We start from the raw sequence: 25313 nt of genomic DNA, 5'->3' as shown, positions 1-25313 counted from the left end.
TTGTTCGCCCGTCGATCCACGGCCCGGGTACGTGCCGGGCCGCGGCATCGGTTCAGGTACCGCGACGGCCGCGATCACCGCGCGAAATATCGGCCCGGGGAGATGCCGACCGCGCGGTGGAAGGCCGCCACGAAGGCGCTCGGGGTGCCGTAGCCGACCCGCTCGGCGATGCGGGCCACCGGCAGCCCGCCGGCGAGCAGCGGCAGCGAGGCCGCGAGCCGGATCTGAGTTCGCCACTGCCCGAAGGTCATTCCGGTCTCGGCCCGAAACAGCCGGGCCAGGGTGCGCGGGCTCACGGCGGCCACGGCGGCGAGCTGGGGTAGGGAGCGGTCGTCGGCCGGATCCCGCGTCAGCGATCGCGCCACCGTCAGGGCGCGTGGATCGGTCGGTAGCGGCGCTCCGACCGGTACCACCTGCACGGGTTCGAGCAGGTCGAAGACGACCGCTTCCGCTCGTCGGCGTGCGCCGGCGCCATCGTGGTCGCGCGGGGCGTGCGTGTGGTGGTCCGTGCCACGGGCGTCGTCGGAGGCGAGGTGGTCGAACAACTCGTGCAGCAGGCGGCCGACTCGCAACAATGTCGGCGTCGCGAAGGCGCGCGGGGCGTGCTGCGGCTCCACGAAGATGCCGCGCATCGCGGCGCCCTGGGACGTGCCCGTGCGGTGCGCGATGCCACCGGGGATCCACAGCGCCCTGGTGGGCGGCAGCACCCAGCGCCCGGCGCCGATCTGGACGGCGAGGACTCCCCGTGACGCCCAGGCGATCTGGTGGTGTGGATGTTCGTGCACATCGAACCAATGGCCGGACGGCAGGTCGCCGGCGCCGAAGATCATCGTGGTCGCCCCCGGCGGTGGGGTGAGCAGCTGAGCGTGGCCGTTTTGCGACACAGTCCGTCACTGTAGTGTCTGGTTGCCATCGCCGCGGCGTCCTACCGTCGGGTCATGGGAATGAACTACCTCCACCGAGTGCTGTGCCGCTCCGCACTGTGGGAGCGCACCAGCGCGAAGAAGATCGTGCCGTGGGCACTGGCGGGCCTGGACCTCGGCGATGCCGCACTGGAGATCGGCCCGGGATACGGCGCCAACGTCTACGCGCTGGGCGACCGCGCGGCGTCGCTCACCGGTGTCGAGATCGATCCGGAACTGGCCGCCGGTCTACGCGCGAAGCACGCGGGGCGACTGCGGGTGGTCGAGGGCGACGGTGCGGCAATACCGTTGCCGGAGAACACATTCAGCTCGGTCGTCTGCTTCACGATGCTGCATCATGTGCCGTCGCCGTCGCGTCAGGACGAACTGTTCGCCGAGGCGCTGCGGGTGCTGCGCCCCGGGGGCGTGTTCGCGGGCAGCGACGGTCTGGATCAATTGCCGTTCCGTTTGATGCATGTCGGCGACACCTGCGTGCCGGTCCCGCCGGAGACGATCACCGACCGTCTGACCCGCGCCGGCTTCACCGAGATCGAGGTCGACAAGCGATTGTCCAGCTTTCGTTTTCGCGCACGCCGTCCCGTGAAATAGGCAGGAACCGCAGGTATGGCCGTGGCACCCCGGCCCCGGTGGTGACGGAATCGAATCCGTCGCCAGCGGGGCCGTTCCGTGGGTGCGCCGACGTCTATTCGCGGAAGCCGCGGATGATCCGGCCGCCGAATATCAGGGTCAGGCCCACCGACCACAGCGCGGTGTACAGCACCGGCATGGCCACCGGGCCGCCGGAGATGAGGCCGCGCATGGCGTCGATCGCCACGCTCATCGGCTGGGCGCGGACCACGGGCTGTAGGAAGCCCGGATACTGTTCCACGGGAACGAATCCCGAATTGAAGAACATGCCGAGCAGGATCAGAATCGAGCACAGCTCCACGATCTTGGCGCCCGCGCGGCTCATCGCCAACGCCATCACCATCGTCGCGAATCCCACCACGAGCAGGAGCGGGACGCAGAGCACGCCGATCGCGGCCGGCGCACCGGTGTGCCAGCGCAGTCCCAGTGCCGCCCCGACCAGGAGCAGCAGTACCGTCGCGCCCAGTGTGCGCGCACATTCGGCCAGCAATCTGCCCGCGGGGATGGCCGCCCGGTAGCCGGGCAGCGCCCGCCAGCGGTCGAGCAGACCGTTCTCGGCCTCCGCGTGCAGCGAGGTGCCCGTAGCCATCGCGCCGAACATCGTGGCCGTCACCGCGACCAGCGGGACGAAACCCTCGATACTCGCCCTGCCCGACGACGCGGACAGAAATCTGCTCAGCACCAGCTGATACATCAGCAGCAGTGCGGTGGGGAAGATCAGGGACTGGATCATGATCTCGGGTTCGCGCGTCCAGCGGCGCACCAGCCGGCCCGCGTGGATCAGGCTCTGCCCGACCAGTGACGCGTGTCCGGTCGCGTTGTCGTTCTGCTGTGTCAGCGTGGTCATCGCGCCCGCCTTCCGATTCGTGCCGACACCGCGGCGAACACCACGATCAACGCGACCGACCACGCCAGTGCCCCGCTGACCGAGTCGTACCGGCCCGCGGCCAGCGCTCGCAGCGCGTCGCTGCACACCGACACCGGCTGCCACCGCACGATCGGCTGAATCCAGCCCGGAAAGCCCTCCACCGGAACGAATCCGGTCGATGCCATGATCAGCAGAAGCTGCGGCAGTAACAGGATCTGAGCGCCGATCTCGGGATTTCCGGTCGCGGTGCCGACCACATCGGCGCCGATCACGACGCCGACGGCGAACAGCAAGGCCAGGACCACGAACGCCACCGCGCTGCCGGCATCGTGGAATCGGAATCCGAAGACGGAGCCGATCACCAGCGCACCGGCGATCGCCACGACCGCTCGCGACGCATTGGCCGACATCCGCGCGGCCATCGGAACCCAGGGCCGCACCGGCATGGACCGCAACCTGGCGCCCATCCCGCTCGCGGTGTCCAGGGCCGCACGGTCGGCGGCCGACATGGCCGTGAAGAACATGCCCTGCAGGATGATCACCGGCAGCAGATACTGCGCGTAGTTCATCCCGGACCGCTCCATCGAATGCCGCAGCGGCACATAGAAACACATGAAGAAGATCATCGGCGCGAGGAAGCCGAACCCCAGGTCGCCCTCGCGGATCGCGGCGCGCACGGTGCGCCCGCTCAGCGCGCGCCACTGCGGGCCGGTCGGCGGCAGTGCGGCGGAGGTCTGTTCGCTCATGCTGTGTGTATGGGGCATGAGCGGGGGGCCTGCGTGGTGACGCTCCGCTGCCGCCTCCGGCCCTGACCCGCTCATGCCCGCACCGCTCGGGCGTCGGTGTCCGTAGCGGAATTCGCGGTTACGGCATCGGATTTGGTGAGTTTGACGAACACCTCGTCCAGCGACGGACGACGAAGCGCGATATCCACCAACTCGATTCCGGCGGCCGAGATGCGTTCCAGCGCAGCGGCCAACGTCGCGGCGCCGCCGGGGGCGGGCACCGAGACGCGGTCCCCGGCATCGGCGATGGTGACCTCGCCCAGACCTGCCAGGGCGGTGACCACCGCCGGGATATCCGAGGACTCCACCGGGACGACCTCGCAATAGCTGGGCCCCGATCGCGCCTTCAGGTCGTCGGCCGTGCCCTCCGCGATGACCCTGCCCTTGTCGATGACGATGATGTTGTCGCTCAGCACATCGGCCTCTTCGAGGTACTGGGTGGTCAGCAGCACCGTGACGCCTTCGTGCCGCAGATCGCGCACCAGCGACCACACCGCCTGGCGGCTCACCGGATCCAGTCCGGTGGTCGGCTCGTCCAGGAAGACCACCTTCGGCAGCCGGACCAGGCCGCACGCGATATCGATCCGACGGCGCATACCGCCCGAATACTGGCCGACGCGCCGATCCGCGGCCTCTTCCAGATCGAACCGGGTCAGTAGTTCCGCCGCGCGCTGCCTGCTCGCCTTGGTGCCCATCCCCAGCAGGCGGCCGAACAATACGAGGTTCTCCCGACCGGTCAACAGGTCGTCCAATGCCGCGTACTGGCCGGTGAGCATGATCGATGCCCGGACCGAGGCGGCATCGCGCACCACATCGAATCCCGCGACCGTCGCGCGCCCCGCATCCGGCCGGACCAGGGTGGAAAGGACCGATACCGTCGTCGTCTTACCCGCCCCGTTCGGTCCGAGTACGCCCAGGACGCTGCCCACCGGTGCGGTGAAGCTGACCCCTTGGAGGGCGGGTACGGAGCCGAATCGTTTTACGACGCCTTCGACGACCACGGCCTCGGCGTTCGCCTGCGTTGGAACCGCAGCCACAGGATCCTCCCAACTCTTCTTCGAGAACTGATTGCTATCCGTCCGAAAACCCACCGCCGGAGCCGATCTCGGATCGAACGGAGTTCAGCCCGGCATTATTAGGGTAGGCTAACCATAACAAAATACCCGGTGGCCGGGTAAGTGGTAACGGATATCGGAAACCGGGACGGCCGATCACCGGGGAGTTGCTCGTGCGGCGCGTCGCCGCCGTGCGCGGGTGGCGACCCGCTGGGCGGCGGAGACCACCCGGGCCGGTCGCAAGGTGTGGGCCAGTCGGTACGGCGTGGGGCTCCGGTACAGCTCGGCGAGCGAGAAACGTTGTCCCAGGCGGTCTTCCAGCAGTGCGTGGGCGCGGATCGCACTGATCGACGTGCCGCCCAGATCGAAGAAACTGTCGTGGATTCCGAATTCGCCAACGTGTAGCGCCGCACCGAACACCGAGGCGATCGTGGCGTCCAGCCCCCCGGTGTCCGAAGCGGCATGGGCATCGCCGACCGCGCCGGTGGCCGCCTCGATCCGGACCGGCACACCGAAACGGTCGCGCACCGTGCCGAGAGCGCCGATCACCCGGTCGCGTGAGGCCGCGTCGAGGCGCAGCACCAGATCGGTCGTCGTCGCTTCGGGAACGGCGAGCAATCCGGCGACGCGCGCTCCCCGGGGATCCAGTCCGACGAGTGGATACGGTGTGTCGCGTCGCAGGCACAGATCCAGTGAGGCCAGCGCCTCGGCCGGATCCAGGGCGCGATAGCCGTTGGCGCGGCCGAGATCGCTCAGCGTGCCGGCGCGGTTCAGGCCGACGCCGTGCCAGCTCGACCAGGCGATGGATTGCGCGCGATGCCCTCGTGCGCGGAATTGCCCGGTGAGCGCGTCGAGATGGGCATTGGCCGCCGCATACGCGGCGGCGTGTGCCGCGCCGAATACGGCATTGACCGAGGAGAATCCGATCCACCGCAGCTCGGGCCGCGAATCACCAAGGCGCATCAGCGTTTCGGCGACCGAGGTCTTGGCGGTGAGTGCGGCGTCGAAATCATCGGCCGTCGACTCGGCCAGCGGACGTTCGGCGAAATGTCCGGCGAGATGGACGATGCCGTCCAGGCGTCGTCCGAACCGGGTTTCCGCGGCCTCGACGCATTCCCGCAGGGCCGTGGCATCGGTCGGATCGAGGACGGCGTGCCGGATTCCGTCCGAATCGGCGGGGGCTTCGGAGCGGCCGATAACCAGCAGGCGCAACCCGTAGCGGCGTCGCAGATGGGCGGTGACCAGTGCGCCGACACCGCCTCGACCACCGCTGACCAGATAGAAATCGCCCGGTGCGGGCGGTTCGGCATCCAGCGGGGTCGTGCTGCGGCGCAGCCGCGGAACATAGCGGGTATCGCGCAGCGCGACCACCGGATCGCCTGTGCCGCTCATGATCTCGCGTGCGAGCCGCTCGGGGTCGACCGATGCGGCGGAGTCGATGTGGCGGATGCGCAACCGCTCCAGCTCGGCACGGGCGGTTTCCACCAGCGCGGCGCAGGCGGCGTGCAGGGGATCGGCGGCCGTGTCGACGGCGAAGGCCGACTTGGTCACCACGGTCACCACGGCGCCGGAAGGGCGATCGACCAGCGCGGTGGCCAGGGCTTCCAATACCTTTGCGGGCGAGGCGGTGTCGTCGACGGTGACCACCTCGGGAGGAGCGCCCTCGAGAGTGCCGACGGTGATCACCGTGCCGGAGTCCGGCGGCGCATCGGCTTCGAGTCGCCGGGGCGCCCAGGTCAGGTCGAAGAAGTGGTCGGCGACGGTGCCCGCATCCCCGGCCGCGACGCCTACGGTGACGAGATCGGCTGTGCGGTCGGCGAATTCGCCGCGTTCGTAACGTTCGCGCAGCGCCGAACGCTGGATCTTGCCGATTTCGGTCTTGGTGATCACGCCTTCGGGCAGCGGCAGGACCACGGCGGGGGAAACGCCGACTGTCGCGACGACGGCGGCCCGGATCGCCGATACCGCCGACGCCACATCACCCGGTTCCGCGAGGCGGCAGAACACGATCAGTTGTTCCTCGCCGTCCTGCTGGACCGCACATGCGGCGGACCAGGAGGTCAGGGTGCAGGCCAGGCGATCGACCGCGGCTTCGATCTCATGGCACGGGTAATTGACGCCGTTGATGATGACGACATCCTTCGCCCGGCCGGTGATCTGCAGGCTGCCGAGATCGTCGATGCGCCCCAGATCGCCGGTGTCGAACCAGCCCTCCGCGTCGAAGGAGGCCGAATTCTGCTGTGGCAGATCGCGATAACCGCGGGTTACGGTGGCTCCGGATACCTGCAGCCGCCCCACCTCGCCGGTGGTGAGCACTTGATCCGCGTCGTTCACGATCCGGATCCGGCATCCCGGAATCGGCGCGCCGAGATGTGCGAAGGTGTCCGAGCGGGAGACCGCGCTGCGGAATCGCGGCGAATACACCACGCCGGAGCAGGTTTCGGACATACCCCAGACCGGAACCATGGTGTCGGCGGCGAGGCCGTGCGGGGCCAGCGCGTCCAGGAATTCGGCCGCGACCTCGGGTGCGATGGCTTCTCCGGCGTTCAGTGTCATGCGCAGTGCGGAAAGATCCCAGCTGCGTTCCGGAGCCGCGCCGACGGCCTCGCTGACCAGCCCGAACGCGAAGTTCGGCGCCCACGTGCTCGTCACCCGGTAGCGATCCACGCAGTCGAGCCAGCGCAGCGGATCGGCGAGGATCCAGTCGGTCGGGGCGTGGATCTGATCGACGCCGTGGTAGACGTCGCGCAGATGCCACATGACCACGCCGCCGACGTGGTCCAGCGGCATCCAGTTGAACGAGACGTAGGCGCCGCTGAAATCCTCGACGGTGCGCAGGGATTCGCCGCGCCGGAGAATATTGCCGTGCGTCAGTTCCACGCCCTTGGGTGCGCCCGTGCTGCCGGAAGTGAACATCAGCAGGGCCACGTCGTCGGGGCCGAGGTCGGGCAGCTGTGCTGACCGGTGGGTGGCCGGATCGGCGGGGCCGCGCGAGAACGCCTCGATTCCAATGGCGCGCAGCGCTTCCCCATCCGGGGTGCGCCAGGCGCGCAACGCGTCGTACTCCTCGCGCCCGGCCAGCACGACCGGCTTTCCCGAACTCTGCCAGACGCGCAGGAACCGGTCGCGCGCCGGACTCGGCACGGCGTAGTCGACGGGTGCGGCGACGGGTGCGGCGACCAGGCCCGCCAGCAGGCATGCCCATACGCCGACCAGAAAATCCTCGGTATCGCGGGACTGCAGGAGCAGCGGGTCGCCGGTCCGGCTGCCGCCGTCGCGCAGGGCCGTCGCCAGAGCGGTTGCCCGCGAGAGCAATTCGCCATAACTGGACACGGTCTCGGAGCCTGTCGCGCGCAGGTGACGGATGCTGCCGGCGCCACCGGCGGCGGCCGCCAACGCCGCGCCCAGGGACGTCCAGCGCGGTTCGGGTTGGGGGCCGCCGTCGGACAGCGCGGGGCCGGTTCCGGTGACGCCCGCACCGGTCGTCGCCGGTGCCGTGGCCGGGACCGCCATGCGGCGCAGGGGCGGCGCGGGCGGTTTGCCGGTGGTCGCGGTGGCGGCCCCGGCCGCGGTGGCCGCGGCGGTGATGCGTTCGGTTTCCACCGCATCGAGGACAGGAAGGCGTTGCAGTGCAGCGATATCGACGCACCCCTGCGCGTCGAGCGGCAGTGCGCCGGGGAGGGTGACCACGGCATTCGGGACCAGCGCACGCGGCACGCGCTCGTCGAGCAGACGCAGTACCGCCCGCCCATCGATGGCCGTGTTCCGCGAGACGTAGGCGACGGTTTCGCGCAAGCCCGCGGCATCGGCGCGATCCAGCACGGCGGCCTCGCGCAGCTGCGGCAGGCTGAGCAGGGCCTCGCGCACCCGGGCGGCGAGCACCGGCGCGCACCCGGTCCAGACGGTGGTGTCGGCGCGGTCGGTGTCGATGCGCAGCCGAGTGCGGGTGAGGCTGCCGCGCAACCCGGTCGGCAGGTCGTCGATGTGAATCGCGCCCCGGAAGCCGTGCGGCACCACCGCGCCGAAGTGGTCCCGCACGGTCACCTCGGCGGGGCTGCTCGCGCTCGCATCGGCATCGACCCGCAGGTACCAGCCGCGGGCCTCGTCGCCGTAGACGGTGTGCGTGTGGACGGGTGCGGCCACGGACTCGCCGACGACGATGGCGGTGCCCTCGAAGCCGGACAGTTCTGCGCCGGCGCCCAGCGCCACATCCGCGTCGCCCGGGGTCGCCGTGTCGTTGATCCGGCCGAATTCGCTTGCTGCCCACAGTATATCCGTCGCATGCGCGGCGTCGCCGAGCCATACCGACTTCCTCGAATCGCCGGGGAACCACTTCCGCATGGTCCGCACCTGTGCGTCCACGGTCGCGCGGTTCAGCAACACCCGGCCGCCCGGCGCGGTCGCGAGGACCGCGGGCATGTCGGGGGCCGGATCGACGCGAGCCGCTGGGGCATCGGCTGCATTCGGGATGGGTTCGATGCCGTCGAGCACGGCGGTGTGAGTGGTGTCGAGTCCGAATGCGGTGTCGCTGGGTGCGGGCAGGCGCCGGGCTCCCGGTGCCCGGAAGCCGACGGTGAACCGGTTGCCGGCCCGGTGCCGACGGTCGACCGCGGAGATTTCCTGTGCCAGTGCGATATCCGAGTCACGGGGGTCCAGCGGCAGCCATACGCCGCCTCGGCCCAGGGTGGCGAGTGCGGCGATCAGGACGTCGCTGGAGCGTGGGGTCCCGGCGGTCGCGACTACATCGCCGGGACGCACACCAGCCTCGTGCAGCACGCTCTCGTAGCGCTCTACCGCAGTGCTGTAGGGGCCGAAGGACAGGTCCGGCAGGGGTTCTCGATCCACCGGGTGTGCGGTGCGTACCGACTCGGCGGGCAGGGCGAGCCGATCGATCTCGAGATCCGGTGCGGCACAACCACTTCGTAAGAGCATGGTGAAGGCGCGGGCCAGCCGGTCGGCGGTGTCGGCGTCGAACAGGTCGGTGCTGTAGACGAGGGCCGCGTGCAGTCGGTCGGGGCGTTCCCAGACGTGCAGTTCCAGCTCGAACCGGGTCGAGCGTTCGTCCTCGTCGATGCGCACCACGTCGAGGCCGGCGAAGCGGACGCGCGCATCGGCGAAGTTCTGCAATGCGAACAGCAGGGGGAACGTCACCTCGCCGGTGTCCTGCCTCCGCCGCAGGGCCGGCACGATCTGCTCGACGGGCGCGTCCTGGTGGGCGAATACGTCCATGGTCGCCGCGCGCACGCGGGACAGCAGGGCGCGGAAGGTCGGCTGCCCGCTCAGATCGACCGGGATGGGCAGCGTGTTGACGAACAGGCCGATCAGATCGACGATCTGGGGATTGTCGCGATTGGCCAGAAGGGTTGCGGCGGTCACGTTGTCGCAGCCGCCGCCGGCCCGCGAGACGGTCGCGGCCCACGCGGCCAGCAGCACCATGTACAGCGTCGCGCCGTCGCCGCGGGCGAGCCGGCGCGCGGCGTCGGCGACCGTGGCGTCGAGATCGAATTCGTGCCGCGCCCCACTCGAGGTGCGCGTTGTCGAGCGCGGCCGGTCGGTCGGCACGGTCGAATCGGCGAGTCCGTGCGGGAACAGGCCGCGCCAGTGCGCCAGCTCCGCATCGAGTGCGGCCCGATCGGCCCGGCCATGCTGCCATTCGGAATAATCGGCGTACTGAATATCCAAGGGAGGCAGCGTAATCGGGGTATCGGCCAGGCGTGCCCGGTAGAACGCGTCGAGTTCGCCGAGCAGAATCTTCAGCGATAAGCCGTCGACGACGATGTGATGCACCACGATAGCCAGCAACCGGTCCTCGCCGCCGAGGTCGAGCAACACCGCTCGCAACGCACCCGGTTGGCCCAGGTCGAACGGCACGTCGATGAGGCCGCGCAGTACCTCGGCTACGGCGGGCCGGTGGACCAGTTCGGCATCGGCCGCATCGCTCGCCTCGACGCGGTGCCGTGCCAGTTCGAACCGGCCGCGCGAATGCACCCGCTGCTGGAGTTCGCCGTCCACTTCGGCGAACGAGGTGCGCAGCTGCTCCTGGCGGTCGATCACATCCTCGAACGCTCCGGCCAGCGCGTCGGCGTCGAGCGGACCACGAATCCGCAGCAGCAGCGGCACGTGATAGGACGGGTCCCCGGGATCGAGCCGGTGCAGGAACCACATTCGTTGCTGGGCGAAGGAGGCGGGGAAGTTCAGGGGCTCGCTCATGACCGCACCGCACGTCGCGCGCTGGGGATGATCACGTCCGCCGCCTGGCCCGCGCCGTTGTCCGAACGGGCGCGTTCGACCAGTTCGGCCAGGCCGGCGACGGTCAGATTGCCCGAGGAGAAGAACTGTTTGACCGAAAGGCTCACGCCCAGCTCCTTTCGCAGGCTGGTCACCAGCTGCATCGCCAGCAACGATTCGCCGCCGAGGTCGAAGAAGTCGTCGTCGGCGCCGACCTTGTCGATGCCCAGCACCGCCTGCCAGGCCGCGGCGATGCGACCCTGTAACGGTCCGTCCGGTTCGCGGTAAGGCACCGACAGGGCGGGCCGAGCGTTGAATGCCGAACCGCCGCCGAACATTCCGCGACCGGCCGGGGCCGGTCGCGAAGTGTCGGCGACGGTGTCGGTGCGGCCGCGCGAGCCGACGATCAGGGCGTGGTCCACCGGGATCGCGCCCTCGTAGGCATCGGCATCGGATTGCACTCGCACGTCGGTGAATCCCGCGCCGCGCAGCAATTCGGCCCACTGTCTCGGGGAGACCAGCGGCGAATGGGTGCGCAGCGAATCGGTGAAGTACCACCAACCCTCGAACAGACCCGCGGTCAGCATCGAAACCCGGCGCTGCTGAGCGGATTCCAGCAGCATCAGGGTGCCGCCGGGGGCGAGCAGCGAATGCACCTTCGACACCGTCGTGGCCAGCTCCGGGGTCGCATGCAGCACGTTGAACGCGAGCACCACGTCGAACGGCTCGGTGAAGCCCTGCTCCTCGGCGTCCGCGGTGACGTCCAGGACGCCGAAGCGCATCCAATCGTAGCCCTGCTCCCGGGCCCGGCGCTGCGCGGCGACGACGAACGAGCGCCCGAGGTCGGTGAAGGTGTACTCGACCGGGGCGCCGTGTACCGCCTCGGCTACCACCCAGGTCAGATAGCCCTGGCCCGCACCGACTTCCAGGATTCGCAGCGGCCGGTCGCGACCGGCGGCGAGTTCGCGCAGCGCCGAGCCGACCAGTCGGGTGTAGATCGCGACGTCGCTGTGTGCGAGACGTTTGTCGACCACATCGGTCGAGCGATCATCCGAGCCGTTGGCGAACATCACCTCGGTTCCGGCGATTTCACCGGTGCACACCTGGCGATAGCGAGCCGAGCAGTAGTCGAGAAAGGCGAGTTCCTCCTCGGCGCCGGGATAGCGGGTCAGCAGCGCGGATCGTTCGCGGTCGAGTTCGCCCGCGTCGCACGGCTTGTCGGTGATGCGCAGGCGATCGCCCTCGCGGACCGCGTAGCCGTCCGCGAGCAGCAGGGACAGCAGTGCGTCGAAGAATCGTTCGTAGGGCGCGACGAATTCGTGTTCCGCCGCGATCGCCGCCGGGTCGATCAGCGTGCCCGGCACGGTGGCACAACCGATTTCACGCAGGAACCGGCTGACGTAGAGCGCACACAGTGCCTCCAGCCGCGAATCCAGCCCCTGTTCGACGTGTTCCACCGGAATCCGCCGGCGCAGTTCGTATTCGCGTCGATCGAGATAACCGAACAGGTCGAATCGCCGCGTCGCGCTCCGGGCGGGCGGATCGATCCAGAAACGTTGGCGCTGGTAGGGATACCCGGGCAGGGTCACCTTGCGTGCGCCCGGAGAGCCGGTGAGTGCCAGATCCACCGCGCCGCCCCCGGCCCAGATGCCGGCGAGCGCTTGCAGCAGGACGACCCGGTCCTGGCTCTCGTCGCGGCGGTGCCGCATGGCCGGTGGCGCGACCGCGTCCTTACCCGCTTGCAGTTCGATCAGCCGGGTCAAGCCCCGCCCGGGTCCGGCCTCGACGAACAGCGGCGAATATTCCTGCGCCAGTGCGTCGATACCGTCGGCGAAGCGCACGGTCCGGCGGGTGTGCCGCAGCCAGTAATCCGGATCGGTGGCCTCGGCGGCGGTCAGCCAGGTGCCGGAGACGTTGGAGATCAACGGAATTCGCGGTGCGCTGAGCGAGACTGTCGCCAGAACCGCTGCCAGCGTGGGCAATTCGGGGTCCAACAGCGACGAATGGACCGCGGGCAGCGGCAGCCGGTTGACGTCGACGCCCTTGGCCTCCAACGCCGCCTCCAGCGCGGCGATCTCGTCGACGGGGCCGGATACCGTCGTGTGCAGCGGTCCGTTGACAGTGGCGATACTCAGGTTCCCGGAGAGGTATTCGACGAGTTCCTCGGTGCCGAGCAGGACACTGGTGGCGGCGCCACCCGCGCGGTCGAGCAGTCGCGCGCGCTCGACCACCACCCGGATCGTGTGCTCGAGACTCAGCACGCCCGCGAGGCACGCCGCGCTGTATTCGCCGAGACTGTGCCCGATCAGCGCGACGGGCGTGACGCCGTATCGGGTCAGGGTCGCCGCGAGCGCGATCTCGGTGGCGACGATTCCCGCGAAGGCGACCGCCGAATCGCCCGATTCGGCGAACCCTTCCGGATCGTGCAGATGGGCGACCAGGTCGACGCCGGTCAGCGGCTCGGCGATCGCGGCCGCGGCATCGATGACCTCGCGGAATGCCGGTTCGGATGGATAGAGCCCCAGACCCATTCGCGGGTAGGCGGTGCCGCCGCCGGGCAGTACGAGTACGACCGGACGCCCGGCGCGGGCCGCTACGGGCGTTGCGGCGGCGAGTGCGTCGCGGGCTTCCCCGATTCCCGAAGCGACGACGGCGGCGCGGTAGTCGTGGTCCTCGCGCCCGACGCGCAGGGTGTGTGCGACGTCGGCCAGGGGGAGTTGCGGGTTCGACGTCAGATGCCCCGCCAACTGCTCGGCGGCCTGCCCGAGAGCCTCCGGGGACCGGGCGGAGAGGGTGAGAACTTCCGGAACACAGGCACTTTCGAGGTCGTGCGCACGAGGCGCCCGCTGGGGTGCACGCCCGAGGATGACGTGGGCGTTCGTACCGCCGATGCCGAAGGAACTCACCGCGGCCGACTCCGGCAGGGTTTCGTCCCATTCGGTCAGCTCCGTGGCGACCCGGAACGGGCTGGCCGCGAGATCGAACAGCGGATTCGGCTCGGTGTAGTGCAGGCTCGGCGGTATGGCCCGATGCTCCAGCGCCAGAACGGTTTTGATGAATCCGGCGATACCCGCCGCGGCGTCCAGATGGCCGAGATTGGTCTTGACCGAGCCGAGCAGGCAGTAACCCGTGCGGTCGGTGCCGGTGCGGAACGCGTCGTCGAGCGCGCGCAGCTCGATCGGATCACCCACCGGCGTGCCGGTGCCGTGCGCCTCGACGTAGCCGATGTCTTCGGGCGTCGTCCCGGCCGCGGCCTGCGCGGCGAGGATCACCTCCACCTGACCGGGCGCACTGGGCGCACCGTAACCGGCCTTGCGGTTGCCGTCGTTGTTGACCGCGGACCCCTTGATCACCGCACGGATCGGGTCGCCGTCGGCCAGCGCGTCGGCCAGGCGCTTGAGTACCACCACACCCACGCCGTCACCGGGGAACATGCCGTTGGCGCCCGCATCGAAGGCGCGGCAGCGACCGTCCGGGGACAGCGGGCCGTCGGCGATCGCCTGATAGCCCTGGTGCGGATTGGGGTTCAGGGACGCACCGCCCGCCAGGGCCACATCGCACTGGTAGTTCAACAGATCCTGGCAGGCCACGTGGATCGCGACCAGCGAGGTGGAGCACGCGGTCTGCACACTCATCGCCGGCCCGGTCAGGCCCAGTTTGTAGGCGACGCGGGTGGCGATGCCGCCGGGGGAACTGCCCGAGGTGGCGGGTAGTGCGGCCATCGAATTCGCCTGGTCCATGACGTGCGGGTACACGTTCTCCAGGAAGTAGCGGCTCTGGCTGCTGCCCGCGTAGACCCCGATCCGGCCGTCGAAGCGGCCGGGCACCTGTCCGGCCTGCTCCAGGGCCTGATGGCAGCATTCCAGGAAGAGACGTTGCTGCGGGTCGATCAGTTCCGCCTCCGACGGTCGGTAGCCGAAGAAATCGGCGTCGAACTGGTCGATGCCGTCGACGGTGGAGGCAACCCGGACCAGCGCGGGATCGGCGAATTCGGCCTCGGTCCCGCCCGCGGCGAGAAATTGCGCGAGGGTGAATTCCCGTGCGCCCTCGCGGCCTTCGACCAGGTTGTCCCAGAAGGCCGCCAGATCGGATGCGCCGGGGAAACGACCGTCCATACCGATCACGGCGATCGCGTCCGCCTCGGGCCGGCCGGGTAATTCCTCGAATGCGTTGGTGCCGGTCATCTGAACTTCCTTCCGGGCGGTGGTCAAGCTGAGGACGGCGGCGTGAAATTCGCCGAGCAGGGATTCGGCGTCCTCGGCGCGATAGCGGCCGCGGTCCGCGACGACGCCGAGCCGGCGTCCCCCGCCGCTGTCGACGGATTCAAGAACGAGATCGAATCGCGCGGTGCCGAGATCGAGCGGGGTGAGGGTGGCGCGCACGCCGTCGAGGGCCAGTTCGCCAGCCAGTTCGCCGCGCGCGGAGAACACGGCGTCGAACAGCGGGCCGGTGTCACCCGGCCGGGCCGCGCGCTGGTCCGCCACCACGACGTCGAACGGAACCCGTTGGTGCGCATAGGCTTCGATACTCTTCGCGGCGGTCTCGGCGAGCGGATCCGGTGCCGCGAGGTCGATGTCGACGAGGACGAGGTTGCCGAAATTGCCCAACACCGATTCCGCGCCCGGCGCACCGCGGTCGATCACCGGCACGGCCAGTACGACGGTGTCGCGGCCGGTGCGTCGCCCGATCGTCATCGCCGCGGCGGCCATCAGCACAGTCGTATCCGAAATACCCTGCATGCGTGCCGTTTCGGTGATCGCCTCCCGATCCGGTGCGGTGAGCTCCCGGACCGCTCGCCGACCACCGCGAGGCGGGAGGGGCGAACCCGGACGGGCCCGCAGCGCACGCGAACGCCAATACTCGCGGCCGGCGATGTACTCCGCGTCCCGCGAACCATCGGCCTCCGCCAGCGCGTAGTCCAGATACCGGCCCGCCGGTGCGGTCATGGTGATTTCGCCGTCGCGCCGCGCGCGGTAGGCCGCGGACAGATCGCCGAACAGAATGTCCCAGCAGTTGTTGTCGAATGCGATGTGGTGCAACGTGATCCACAACATCCAACCGCCCGCGGTCTCGTCCCGGGCCAAGCCCGCCCGGATCGGCAGTTCCGTGCCCAACTCGAACGGCCGCAGCGCCTCGGTCCGGGCATGGGCAAGCGGGTCCGGGGCGCTGATTCGGACCACTTCGAAGGGCTGAACCGCATCGGCCCGAGGGTGAGCGGACGGGTCGGGATTTCCTCTGCCCCCCGGCCGGAGGGCGTCGGCCGCCCGGAGCCGGGTCGTCCGATCGGTGCCGGCGGTGTCCATCGCGTCGAACGGCTGGGTTGCCTCGGCGCGTGCCGCGTCGACGGGCCGGACTGCTCGGTTGTGGACAGAGTCGAGAGGCCACTCCAGGACATGCTGTGTGGGAGAGCCATTCGCGTCGACGCGGTAGACGGTTCGAAGTACGCCATGCCGGGCGACCACGTCCGACAGGGCCGCGCACAGGGCGTCAGGGTCCAGGGCGTCGTCGAACCGGATCGTCACCGCCAGATGATTGGCCGCGCGGCCGGGGGCCAGGCGCTCGGCGAACCACATGCGGAGCTGGGCGGCGGACAGTGGTCCGGTATCCGATGCGGGTGTGTCGTCGGCGATGGCCGGGGTTGCGCAGATCTCCGGTGCGGGCCGGTCCTCGAGTGCGCGATGTGCGGCTCGCTCGATCGCCGGGCCCGCGTGCGCGCGTAGCTCCCGCGCGCAGGTCTCGACGTCGATACCGGCCAGCACCGCCCGAGCGGATACCTGGCAACCGGTGAGTTCTCGCCGTAGTCGAGCAAGAATCCTGGTGGCGGACAACGAGTCTCCGCCGAGAGCGAAGAAGTTCTGGTGCGGGCCGACCTGATCCAGGCCCAGGACATCGGCCCAGGCGGTGGCGATCACCGTGGTCAGCGCCGAGTCCGCGGCGCGATCCCGATTCTCCGTCGTCGACTCGCTCAGGGCCGCCTGACCGCGTGCGGTCAGACTCGCGCGATCGACCTTGCCACCCGCGGTCAGCGGCAGCGCGTCCAGGACCAGTATTCGGCTGGGTACCAGGTATCCCGCGATGCGATCGAGCAGATGGGCACGCAACGTCCGCTCATCGGCATCGGACACCACGTGGGCGATCAGCGCGCGATGTCCCGGGCCGGGCGTCTGCGGCACCGCCGTGACGACGGCGTGCTCCACGGCCGGGTGACCGCGCAGCGCCGCCTCCACGGCCGAGGGTTCGACCCGGCGGCCGCGCAACTGGACCTGCGAATCACGTCGGCCGATGAACTCCAGGGTGCCGTCCGGTCGACGTCGGCCCAGGTCGCCTGTGCGATAGAGCCTTTCGCCGGTGCCCGGATGCCGGACGAATCGTGCTGCGGTGAGTTCCGGATCGCCCAGGTACTCGCGGGCCACACCGATTCCGCTGCAACACATTTCGCCGACCACCCAGTCCGGGCATTCGAATCCGCGCTCGTCGAGCAGGTGGTAGCGCGCGCCCGGGATGGGCTTGCCGTAGGGCACGCTGATCCAGTCCTCGTAGTCGGCCGGATCGCCGACACGATGCCAGATGTTCCACAGGGTCGTTTCGGTCGGGCCGCCCACGCTGACGAGTTCGGCGGCAGCGAAGACGGCGCGATAGTCGGCGGCAAGCTCGAGCGGAAACCAGTCTCCCCCGAGGAAACTCATCCGCAGGGGGACCGCGCCGCGGGCGGCAGCCGGGTTCTCGCGGTGGTAGTCGAGCAGCATACGCATCATCGCCGGTACCGAATTCCACAGCGTGACACCGTGTTCGGACATCAGCGTCAGCCAATGTTCCGGGTCGGTGCGCCGGGTGGCGTCGGGCACCACGACGCAGCCGCCCGCGCCCAGCACGCCGAACACGTCGAAGAGCGACATGTCGTGGTGTAGCGCCGTCACCGCCAGCGAGCGATCAGCCGGGCCGAGGCCGAAGGTGCGTGCCGTAGCGCGCAGGCAGTTGACGACGCCGCCGTGCTCGACCGCGACGAGTTTGGGTTCGCCCGTCGATCCGGATGTCGGCAGCAGATAGGCCAGGCTGTGTGCGGTGGTCGCGGTTCGCGGAAGTCCGAGTCGCGGCGAGGAGGCGAGCCGGTCGACGGCCACCGTCGGCGGTGCGCTGTCCGGCAATACCCGCTCGGTCGCGGTATCGGTCAGCAGCGCGATCGGATGCGCCCGGTCCAGCAGGGCGGCAATCGATGCGGCGGGCAACTCGGGATCGATGGGCAGATAAGCCATTCCGGCGCACAGCACTCCGACCGCAGCCGCGATCTGTTCGGGCGATTTGGCCATGACGATCGCGACGATCGGTTCGGACGCATCGGGTTCCGGCGACACCTCACGCAGCCACCACGCGATAGCGGCCGCTCGGGCGTGCAACTGCGCGTAGCTGAACTCGCGTCCGTCCGCACCACGCACGGCCGGAGCATCGGGACGCGCCCGAACCTGCTCCAGAAAATCGTTGTGCGCCAGTTCGGAATCTTCGATGAGTGACGAAAATTCCTCTCGCACAGCTCGATCAGGAACCTGCCCGGTGCGCCGGAGGTGATCGGCGCCGCGTCCGGCCTGCCCGTCATTCGGGTGCGTACCGCCCAGGCTGGTGGAGTCGCTGTCGCGCCGCGCCCGTACGTCATTCGTGGACGTGGTGTCGAGGACGACGGGATCGAGTCCGATCGGATCCGTGCTACGCCAGTGGTTTTCGTCGTTCGCGAGATTGCGCAGCAGAGCCGACCAGGCCGTGAACATCGCCTCGATGACGCCGGGCTGCAGGACATCCCGCACGTAGTCCCAGTTGATGTACAGATCGCCGAGCCGTTCCTCGAGCTGCACGTCGAGATACACCTGGGGCGTGGAGGTGATGTGACAGACCGGCTCCAGGGCGCGCACCAGCGCCGAATCTCCCTTGGAGAAGGCCAATGTGCTGGTCAGCACCACGGGCATCAGCACGGGACCGTGCTCGACGCCGTGCAGTTCACCCAGCCGCCGCAGCAACTCCGTGCCGCTGATCGCGCCGTGCTCCAGCGCCTCCCACATCCGGCGCTGTGCCCGGAAAGCGAAGTCGGCGAACGGTTCCCGCTCGCTCGCGTCGATATCGACCAGGGTGAAGGTGGCGAATTCGCCGGCGACGTCCTGCACGCCGTCCAGCAGTTCGTTGCGGCCCATGCGCGGAACGTTCAGCGTGAACCGTGGTGTGGCGCTCCAGTGCGCGACGACCTGCGCGAAGGCGGCGACCATCAGCCCGCTCGCGGTGAGCCCGTGCTCGGTGGCGCCGGCCTGCAACCGGGACCAGGTCGACGCGTCCAGACAATCGTCGAGCCGATCGAAGCGGGGATGGGTCACCGATTCCGGTTCGCGTCGCACCGGAAGCTGCGGCGGGCCGGGCAGGTCCGGCAGCACCCGCGCCCAGTATTCGTTCGCCTCGACGATGTCCTCGGGATCGGTGAATTCCTGTGCGGCGAGCACATAGTCACGGAACGAACAGGTGAGGGCGGGCGGCGTCGCGCCGGGATCGTCGTAGAAGACCGACAGATCGCGAAGCAGCACATGCCAACTCGCGTAATCCAGCGTCAATCCGTCGATCCCGACGTGCAATCGGGCATGTACCTGGTGCGCCCGGCCGGCATCGGCCAGCAGTGACAACGCCATGCCGAAGATCGGATACCGGTCGCACGCGCGCACCTCGTGCGCCATCGTCTCGCGGATGGCGGCGAGCTGCGCCGCAGCGGCCGACTCGTCGAGTCCGCGCAGGTCCCGCAGGGCCAGACCGGAATCGGGCACCTCGGTCAGGATCCGCTGGGTGGCGGTGCGCGGATCCACCACGGCGCGCAGCATGTCGTGGCGGTCCACCACGCGCGCCCAGGCCGTCGCGAAGCGGTCCGGGTCGAGCACGCAGCGGTATTCGAGATACGCGTGCGTGGAGACGTTTCCGAGCGGATAGAAGTCACCGCGTCCGATGAGGTAGGCCCGCTGGGTGTCGGTCAGCGGGAACGACTTGTAGCGTTCGGTCGTCATCTATTGTTCCTCCGGCGTGCGGCGGCCGCTCGCTGTGCGGTCTTGGCCGCCTCGGCGCGTCGCCGGGCCGCGGCGACCGCGTCGCTGTCGGCCCGCGCCTGGGCGCCGGACCCGTCCGCGTCGCCGATCCGCCGCGTGTCCAGGTGGCCGGCGAGCCGGCCGATCGTGGTGTGCTCGAACAACTCCAACAGCGCGATCTCGGTGCCGAACTCGGCGTCGATCAGGTTCTGCACGCGCAGCATGGCCATGGAATGGCCGCCCAGTTCGAAGAAGTTGCGGTTCGATCCGACCGATTCGACGCCGAGCACCTCGCACCAGATCCGGGCCAGCCTCAGCTCGGTGTCACCGCTGGGCGCGATGCGGTCGGCCGGATCTTCCTGCGGCGGAACAGCCGAGGCGGCCAGACTTTTTCGGTCGACCTTGCCCGCGTCGGTGAGTGGAATCCGGTCCAGGACGGTGACGCCGCGCGGAATCATGAAGGGCGGAACCCAGCGGGTGAACCACTGCCGCAGCGAGCTCACATCGCACTGCGCACCGTCCTCGGGTTGGCAGAACGCCGCGAGTTCGCCGTCGGAATCCAGGACGACCGCGGCGCGGCGCACGTCCGGGTGACGCAGGGCCACCGCCTCGAGTTCCGGCAGTTCCACCCGGTGCCCGTGCACCTTGACCTGGTGATCGGCGCGGCCGCAGAACTGTAGTTCGCCGGACGCGGTGAACTTCGCCAGATCACCGGTCCGGTAGAGGCGGGTGCCGGGTAGTCCGGAAACAACGTCGGCGACAAAGGATTCCGCGGTTCGGCCGGGCGCGTTGACATAGCCGCGACCCAGCGGCAGGCCGCCGATGTACAGCTCGCCGACCATTCCGGCCGGGACGGGACGCATCCGGCGATCCAGAACGTACACGCGCGCACCGGGATTGGGTGTGCCCATGGTGACAGCCCTACCCGCGCTGCCCGATTCGCCCGACGGCGTGTACCGGCGGCACGCCACTCCGATGGTCGCCTCGGCAGGGCCGTACCCGTGGAACATGGTCGCCTCGGGGAAGGCGGCGGCGAATCGCCGGTACAGCTCGTCGGTCAAAGCCTCACCGCCACACCACACATAGCGCAGCGAGCGAGCCCGGGTGGCGCTGTCACGGCGATCGAGGATGAGATCGAGCATCGAGGCCACGACGTAGAAGAAGGTGACCTTGTCGCGTTCGATCACTTCCAGCAGATGTCCGATATCGGCCTCGCGTTCGGGCGTCACGATGGCGAGCCTGCCGCCGACCGTCAGCGGCAGGAAGATCTCGTTGATCGAGATGTCGAAGCCCAGCGGCGCCTTGAACAGCACGGTGTCCGAAGGCCCGAATCGCAGCACATCCCGCTGCCAGCACAGCCGGTAACCGATGGCGCCGTGCCGGATCATCACGCCCTTGGGGGTTCCGGTCGAGCCGGAGGTGAACATCACGTAGGCGAGCTGTTCCGGGGCCACCGTGGGCAGCGTGTGCGCACCCGGTTCGCCCGCGGCGCGGCTATCGATCACCGAGATACCCGGTGGCACAGCATCTGTCGTTTCGGGATCGGCGATCATGAGCGATACGCCCGCCTGTGCGAGCACCTGTCGGCGGCGTTCGGTGGGCCAGGTCTCCTCGACCGGCACGAATGCCGCGCCCGCGCGCATCACCCCCAGCAGCGCGACGACGTAGTCGATACCGCGCGGCAGCGACACCGCGACGATCTGCTCGCGCGCCACGCCCGCGTCCAACAGTCTGCGGGCCAGGCGTTCGGAGGCCGCGAGCAGTTCGCCGTAGGTGATCGTCGTCGAACCGGTGGTGATGGCGACCGCCGCCGGATCGCGCCGCGCCGCGGCGAGCACCAGTTCGGGTACCGCCGGCGGGCGGGCGCCGCGCGGAATTCCGGTGCTCGAGACATCGGCCGAATCCGGATGCGCCGCGCCGGTCCACCCCGTGTACAGCAGTTCACGCTGCGCCGCCGGCATGATCGACACCTCGGTGATCGGCGAATCAGGTTCGGCGGCAACGTGTTCCAACGCCGCAGTGATCGCCTCGGCGATGCGGGCGATGGTTTCGACGGCGAAGATGTCCAGTCCGCCGGTCACCGCGCCCCGGATGCGGCCGTCCTCCTCCCAGACGTTGCACACCAGATCGAATCGCGCCGTGTCGACCCGGTCGACGATCGGCTCGCCGACCACGTCGCCCATGCGCAGCGGTCGTACCGGCTGCTGGCCGATCACCATGGCCTGCGGGATCGGCGTCCGGTTGGCGACGGCGTCCCAGCCCAGTTCCGCGACCAGTTCGTCGAAGGCCACCGGCTGGTGCGCCAGCGCCTCGCCGATGCTGTCGCGCACCTGGGCGAGCAGGACGCCGAAGGTGAGGTCGGGTGCGATGCGCTCGCGCAGCAGGACGGTATCGGCGAAGCAGCCGACCGCATCGCGTTCGGCCGCGTCCAGGCGACCGTGGGTGACGGTGCCGGTCAGGATGTCGGTCTGCCCGGTGAGCCGGTGCAGCACGGTGATGAACGCGGCAGTGACGAGTGCGAAGGTGCTCGCGCGCCGACCCCGGGCGAGTGCGTGCAGTGCGGCCGAGGGATCGGCGGCGATGTCGAAAGTGTGTGCGTGTCCGGCGAATGTGGGCGTCTCCGGACGCGGACGATCGACGGGCAGGTCGAGCACGGCGGGCGCACCCGCGAGACGTCCGCGCCAATAGGCCAGTGCCGCAGAGCGTTCGGACCGCCTTGCGGGGTTCTCGCGTCGCAGCATGAGATCGGGGAACTGCGCTACCCGGGCGGGCAGCCGCGCGGCGCGCGCCTCGAGTTCGGCCGCGTACAGCTCGGCAAGTTCGGTGTGCAGAACGGCCACGCTCATACCGTCGGCGATGCTGTGGTGCGCACACAGCAGCATCAGGTGCGGTCCGCGCGGATTTCCGGCGGGTGCGAAGGCCAGCCGCACCAGCGGGCCGGCGCCCAGGTCGAACGGAGCCGCGTCCACCTCGGCGATCCATTGTTCGGCGGCGCGGTCGTCGCGGTCGCGAACGGTCAGGATGTCGACCGTGTCGTCCACTTCGCCGACGACGGCGAACGGGGTGTTCTCGTGCACGACGAACCGGGTTCGCAGCGCGGCGTGCCGGGCCAGCAGTCCTTTCGCCGCGCGCCGCAGCGCCTCGACGTCCACGGTGCCGCGCAGCCGCATCGGAAATCCGATGTTGTAGGCGCTCGAGGCCGGGTAGAGCCGCATGAACAACCACATCCGCCGCTGTGCCGCGCTGAGGGGTATGCGCATGCCCGGCTGCCGTGCGGGCGCGTCCTGGCTGGTCCCGTCCCGCTCACGGGCATCGATCAGCGTCGCCAGATCAGCGGGAGTCGTTGCTTCGGAGAGTAATTCGCGGATCGACAGGTTCACGCCGCAGGCTTCGCGCAACCGGTCGACGATGCGCGCGGCCAGCAGCGAATGACCGCCCAGATCGAAGAATTCGTCATGGACGCCGATCCGGTCGAAGCCGAACTCCGCGGCCCAGATTCGCGTCACCGCGGCCTCGGTGGCCGAGCCGGGCTCCGCATAGGGCGGCAGCGTGATCGGGCGGGGATGGGCGGTTTCCGGGTCCGCGGTCGCGTATCCGGTCGCGTCGGGATGTCCGGTCGCGCCGTGCGGTCCTGCCGCGCTGAGCTGCCCGGTCGCATCGTGGTTTCCGGCTCCGCCGAGATATCCCGTCTCCGGTGCGGATGCGGCCCAGCAGCGTTGGCGCAGATACGGATGACCCGGCAGGGCCAGCCGGACCGGAGCGTGCGCGCCGCGCAGAGCCGCCGGATCGTATTCGGGGCGGTCGTCGAGCCAGGACCGGCCGACGGTACGCAGCGTCGCGAGATATTTCTCGGCGCTGAGGGTATCGACACCGATGCCGGTCGAGGCATCCGCCGCCGACGCGTCTGCCACGGATACGGTGAAGTTCGAGGACTCGTACGATTCCTCGCGCAGTACGCGTTCGGCGTCGGCCGCATCGGTGACGATGAACGCGGCCCGCACCGGATGGGCCTGCCGACCGGCCTGCAACGTCCACGCGAACGCGCGTAGATCCGTCTCCCGTTGTGCGGCAAGGTAATCGGCCAATTCCCTGCGCATTTCGCGCAACTGGACGGCACTTCGGGCGGACAACGTCAACAGTTCCGCGGCCCGCGGCGGCGCGGCGGGCGCGCGGTGCGGGGCCTGCGCGAGGACGGCGTGGGCGTTGGTGCCACCCAACCCGAAGACGTGCACGCCGGCCCGTCGCGGGCGACCGGCCCCGTGCTCCGGCCAGGCCCGCAGGGCGCGGTTGACCGCGAACGGAGTGGCGTCGAAGTCGATGCGCGGATTGAGCGGCGAGCAGTTGATGCTCGGCGGTAGTTCGCCGTGGTTGAGCGAGAGCAGCACCTTGGCCACGCCCAGGGCTCCCGCGGCGGCCCAGGTATCGCCGATATTGGGTTTGTGCGTGCCGATCCACACGCGGTGCCCGCGATCGCGCAGCAGACCTTCGAAACCTTCGGTCAGAGCGGCGATTTCGATCTCGTCGCCGAGTGCCGTTCCGGTGCCGTGGGTTTCGAGGTAATCCAGGTCGTCGGCCTCGATACCCGCCACGCTCAGCGCCTCGGCGACAGCCTCGGCCTGCGCACCGGCGTCGGGTGCGGCGAATCCGGCCTTGCCCGCGCCGTCGTTGTTCACCGCGGTGGATTCCAGGACGCCGAGAATGGGATCGCCGTCGGCGATGGCATCGGCCAGCCGCCGCAGCGCCAACACCGCGACGCCGTCGCCGGGGGTGGTGCCGTCGGCGTCGGCGGAGAAGGCGCGGCAATGCCCGTCGGGGGAGTTGATCCCGCCCTCGCGGTACCGATAACCGGTGTACTGGGGCACGTAGACCGTCGCGCCGCCGGCCAGGGCCAGATCGGATTCACCCGCCAGCAGGCTCTGCGCGGCCAGATGCACCGCCACCAGTGAGGTCGCGCATCCCGCCTGCACGTTCACCGCTGGACCGCGTAACCCCAGCGACCAGGCGATGCGCGCGGCGAGGAAATCCTTGCTGTTGCCGAGCAGATGGTCCATGCGTGCGGCCGGATCGCGGCGCTCGCGCGGCAGCAGGTGGTGCTGATAGTACGAATCCGGGCCGGACCCGGCGAACACGCTGATCGCGCCGTCGAACCGGGCGGGGTCGATGGCCGCGGATTCCATTGTCTCACTGGCACATTCGAGTAGCAGACGCAATTGTGGGTCGGTCGTCTCGGCCTCGCGCGGGGTGAGGCCGAAACGGCCCGGATCGAACTGTTCGATGCCGTCGAGCACCGGGCGGGTGCGGACCAGCGCCGGATCGGCCAGCTCGGCCTCGCCGAGGCCGGACCTGCGCAGTTGCTCGTCGGTGAAGGTGGTGAGTGCCTCGCGGCCCGCGCGCAGCAACGCCCAGAACTGGTCGGGTGTCCGCGCTCCCGCCGTCCGCAGTGCCATGCCGACGACCGCGACGGCGTCCGCGCCCACCGGTTTCCCGTCCATCGATCCGGTCATGACGCGTCCGAGGCGGTGGCGGCGGTCAGGCGCAGCCAGGCCCGCAGCGTCGGCTCGGACATCATCTCGGCGAACCTCAGCCGGATTCCCTCGCGCTTGAGCAGACCCGAAATCTTCATCACGCGTACCGAATCCAGGCCCAGGGCCATGAGATTGGCGTCGGCGTCCAGAGATTCGGCGTCGGCCCCCATCGCTTCGCCGACCAATCCGCGTAAGAGATCGTCGCGGTTCGGCTTGTCGGACATCATATTTCTTCTTCCGTCGAGATTTTGTGCGTTA

Annotated in this window: 9 protein-coding genes; 1 reads left to right on the top strand and 8 read right to left on the bottom strand. The window is 69.5% G+C overall.

The window, feature by feature from the left end; all coding sequences use genetic code 11:
• Nucleotides 1-74 precede the first annotated feature (74 nt).
• Entirely contained in the window at nucleotides 75-884 is an 810-nt protein-coding gene (locus NV1_RS23820; protein ID WP_245713882.1) for an AraC family transcriptional regulator, read from the bottom strand.
• 54 nt (nucleotides 885-938) lie between these two features.
• Between NV1_RS23820 and NV1_RS23815 the strand changes: the two genes are divergently transcribed.
• Nucleotides 939-1511 carry a class I SAM-dependent methyltransferase gene (locus NV1_RS23815; RefSeq protein ID WP_067895295.1) on the top strand — a complete coding sequence of 191 codons (573 nt, stop codon included), beginning with the start codon at nucleotides 939-941 and terminating at the stop codon, nucleotides 1509-1511.
• 94 nt (nucleotides 1512-1605) lie between these two features.
• On the opposite strand, the gene NV1_RS23810 is transcribed toward NV1_RS23815, so the two are convergent.
• The 7 genes from NV1_RS23810 to NV1_RS23780 all read right to left on the bottom strand — a co-directional run bounded on the left by NV1_RS23810 (nucleotide 1606) and on the right by NV1_RS23780 (nucleotide 25279).
• Nucleotides 1606-2397, bottom strand: a complete 792-nt coding sequence (locus NV1_RS23810; protein ID WP_067895292.1) for an ABC transporter permease — start codon at nucleotides 2395-2397, stop codon at nucleotides 1606-1608.
• Nucleotides 2394-3164 carry an ABC transporter permease gene (locus NV1_RS23805; protein WP_067895289.1) on the bottom strand — a complete coding sequence of 257 codons (771 nt, stop codon included), beginning with the start codon at nucleotides 3162-3164 and terminating at the stop codon, nucleotides 2394-2396. Before NV1_RS23805 ends, NV1_RS23810 begins: the two co-directional genes overlap by 4 nt.
• A gap of 71 nt (nucleotides 3165-3235) precedes the next feature.
• Nucleotides 3236-4240: a daunorubicin/doxorubicin resistance ABC transporter ATP-binding protein DrrA gene (locus NV1_RS23800; RefSeq protein ID WP_067895486.1), complete on the bottom strand. Its 1005-nt coding sequence runs from the start codon at nucleotides 4238-4240 to the stop codon at nucleotides 3236-3238.
• Between the two features lie 174 nt (nucleotides 4241-4414).
• The gene (locus tag NV1_RS23795; RefSeq protein WP_084525693.1) at nucleotides 4415-10468 is read right to left on the bottom strand and encodes an SDR family NAD(P)-dependent oxidoreductase; all 6054 of its coding nucleotides are present in this window, start codon (nucleotides 10466-10468) and stop codon (nucleotides 4415-4417) included.
• Entirely contained in the window at nucleotides 10465-19512 is a 9048-nt protein-coding gene (locus NV1_RS23790; protein WP_067895284.1) for a hybrid non-ribosomal peptide synthetase/type I polyketide synthase, read from the bottom strand. The genes NV1_RS23795 and NV1_RS23790 overlap by 4 nt, the downstream gene beginning before the upstream one ends.
• Nucleotides 19509-25034, bottom strand: coding sequence for a non-ribosomal peptide synthetase (locus NV1_RS23785; RefSeq protein WP_067895281.1), 5526 nt, complete (start codon nucleotides 25032-25034; stop codon nucleotides 19509-19511). The genes NV1_RS23790 and NV1_RS23785 overlap by 4 nt, the downstream gene beginning before the upstream one ends.
• Nucleotides 25031-25279 (bottom strand): phosphopantetheine-binding protein, encoded by a 249-nt coding sequence (locus NV1_RS23780; RefSeq protein ID WP_169813388.1) that lies wholly within the window; start codon nucleotides 25277-25279, stop codon nucleotides 25031-25033. Before NV1_RS23780 ends, NV1_RS23785 begins: the two co-directional genes overlap by 4 nt.
• Nucleotides 25280-25313: the final 34 nt, after the last annotated feature.

This window comes from Nocardia vaccinii NBRC 15922 (assembly GCF_001613305.1).
Classification (GTDB): domain Bacteria; phylum Actinomycetota; class Actinomycetes; order Mycobacteriales; family Mycobacteriaceae; genus Nocardia; species Nocardia vaccinii.
This window is presented reverse-complemented; position numbering and strand designations above follow the sequence as displayed.

Bases quoted from the DNA above. Each gene is read 5' to 3' on its own strand.
- NV1_RS23785 (WP_067895281.1), bottom strand. From the start codon at position 25,034: ATGACCGGATCGATGGACGGGAAACCGGTGGGCGCGGACGCCGTCGCG.
- NV1_RS23780 (WP_169813388.1), bottom strand. From the start codon at position 25,279: ATGTCCGACAAGCCGAACCGCGACGATCTCTTACGCGGATTGGTCGGC.
- NV1_RS23805 (WP_067895289.1), bottom strand. From the start codon at position 3,164: ATGAGCGAACAGACCTCCGCCGCACTGCCGCCGACCGGCCCGCAGTGG.
- NV1_RS23795 (WP_084525693.1), bottom strand. From the start codon at position 10,468: ATGAGCGAGCCCCTGAACTTCCCCGCCTCCTTCGCCCAGCAACGAATG.
- NV1_RS23790 (WP_067895284.1), bottom strand. From the start codon at position 19,512: ATGACGACCGAACGCTACAAGTCGTTCCCGCTGACCGACACCCAGCGG.
- NV1_RS23810 (WP_067895292.1), bottom strand. From the start codon at position 2,397: ATGACCACGCTGACACAGCAGAACGACAACGCGACCGGACACGCGTCA.
- NV1_RS23815 (WP_067895295.1), top strand. From the start codon at position 939: ATGGGAATGAACTACCTCCACCGAGTGCTGTGCCGCTCCGCACTGTGG.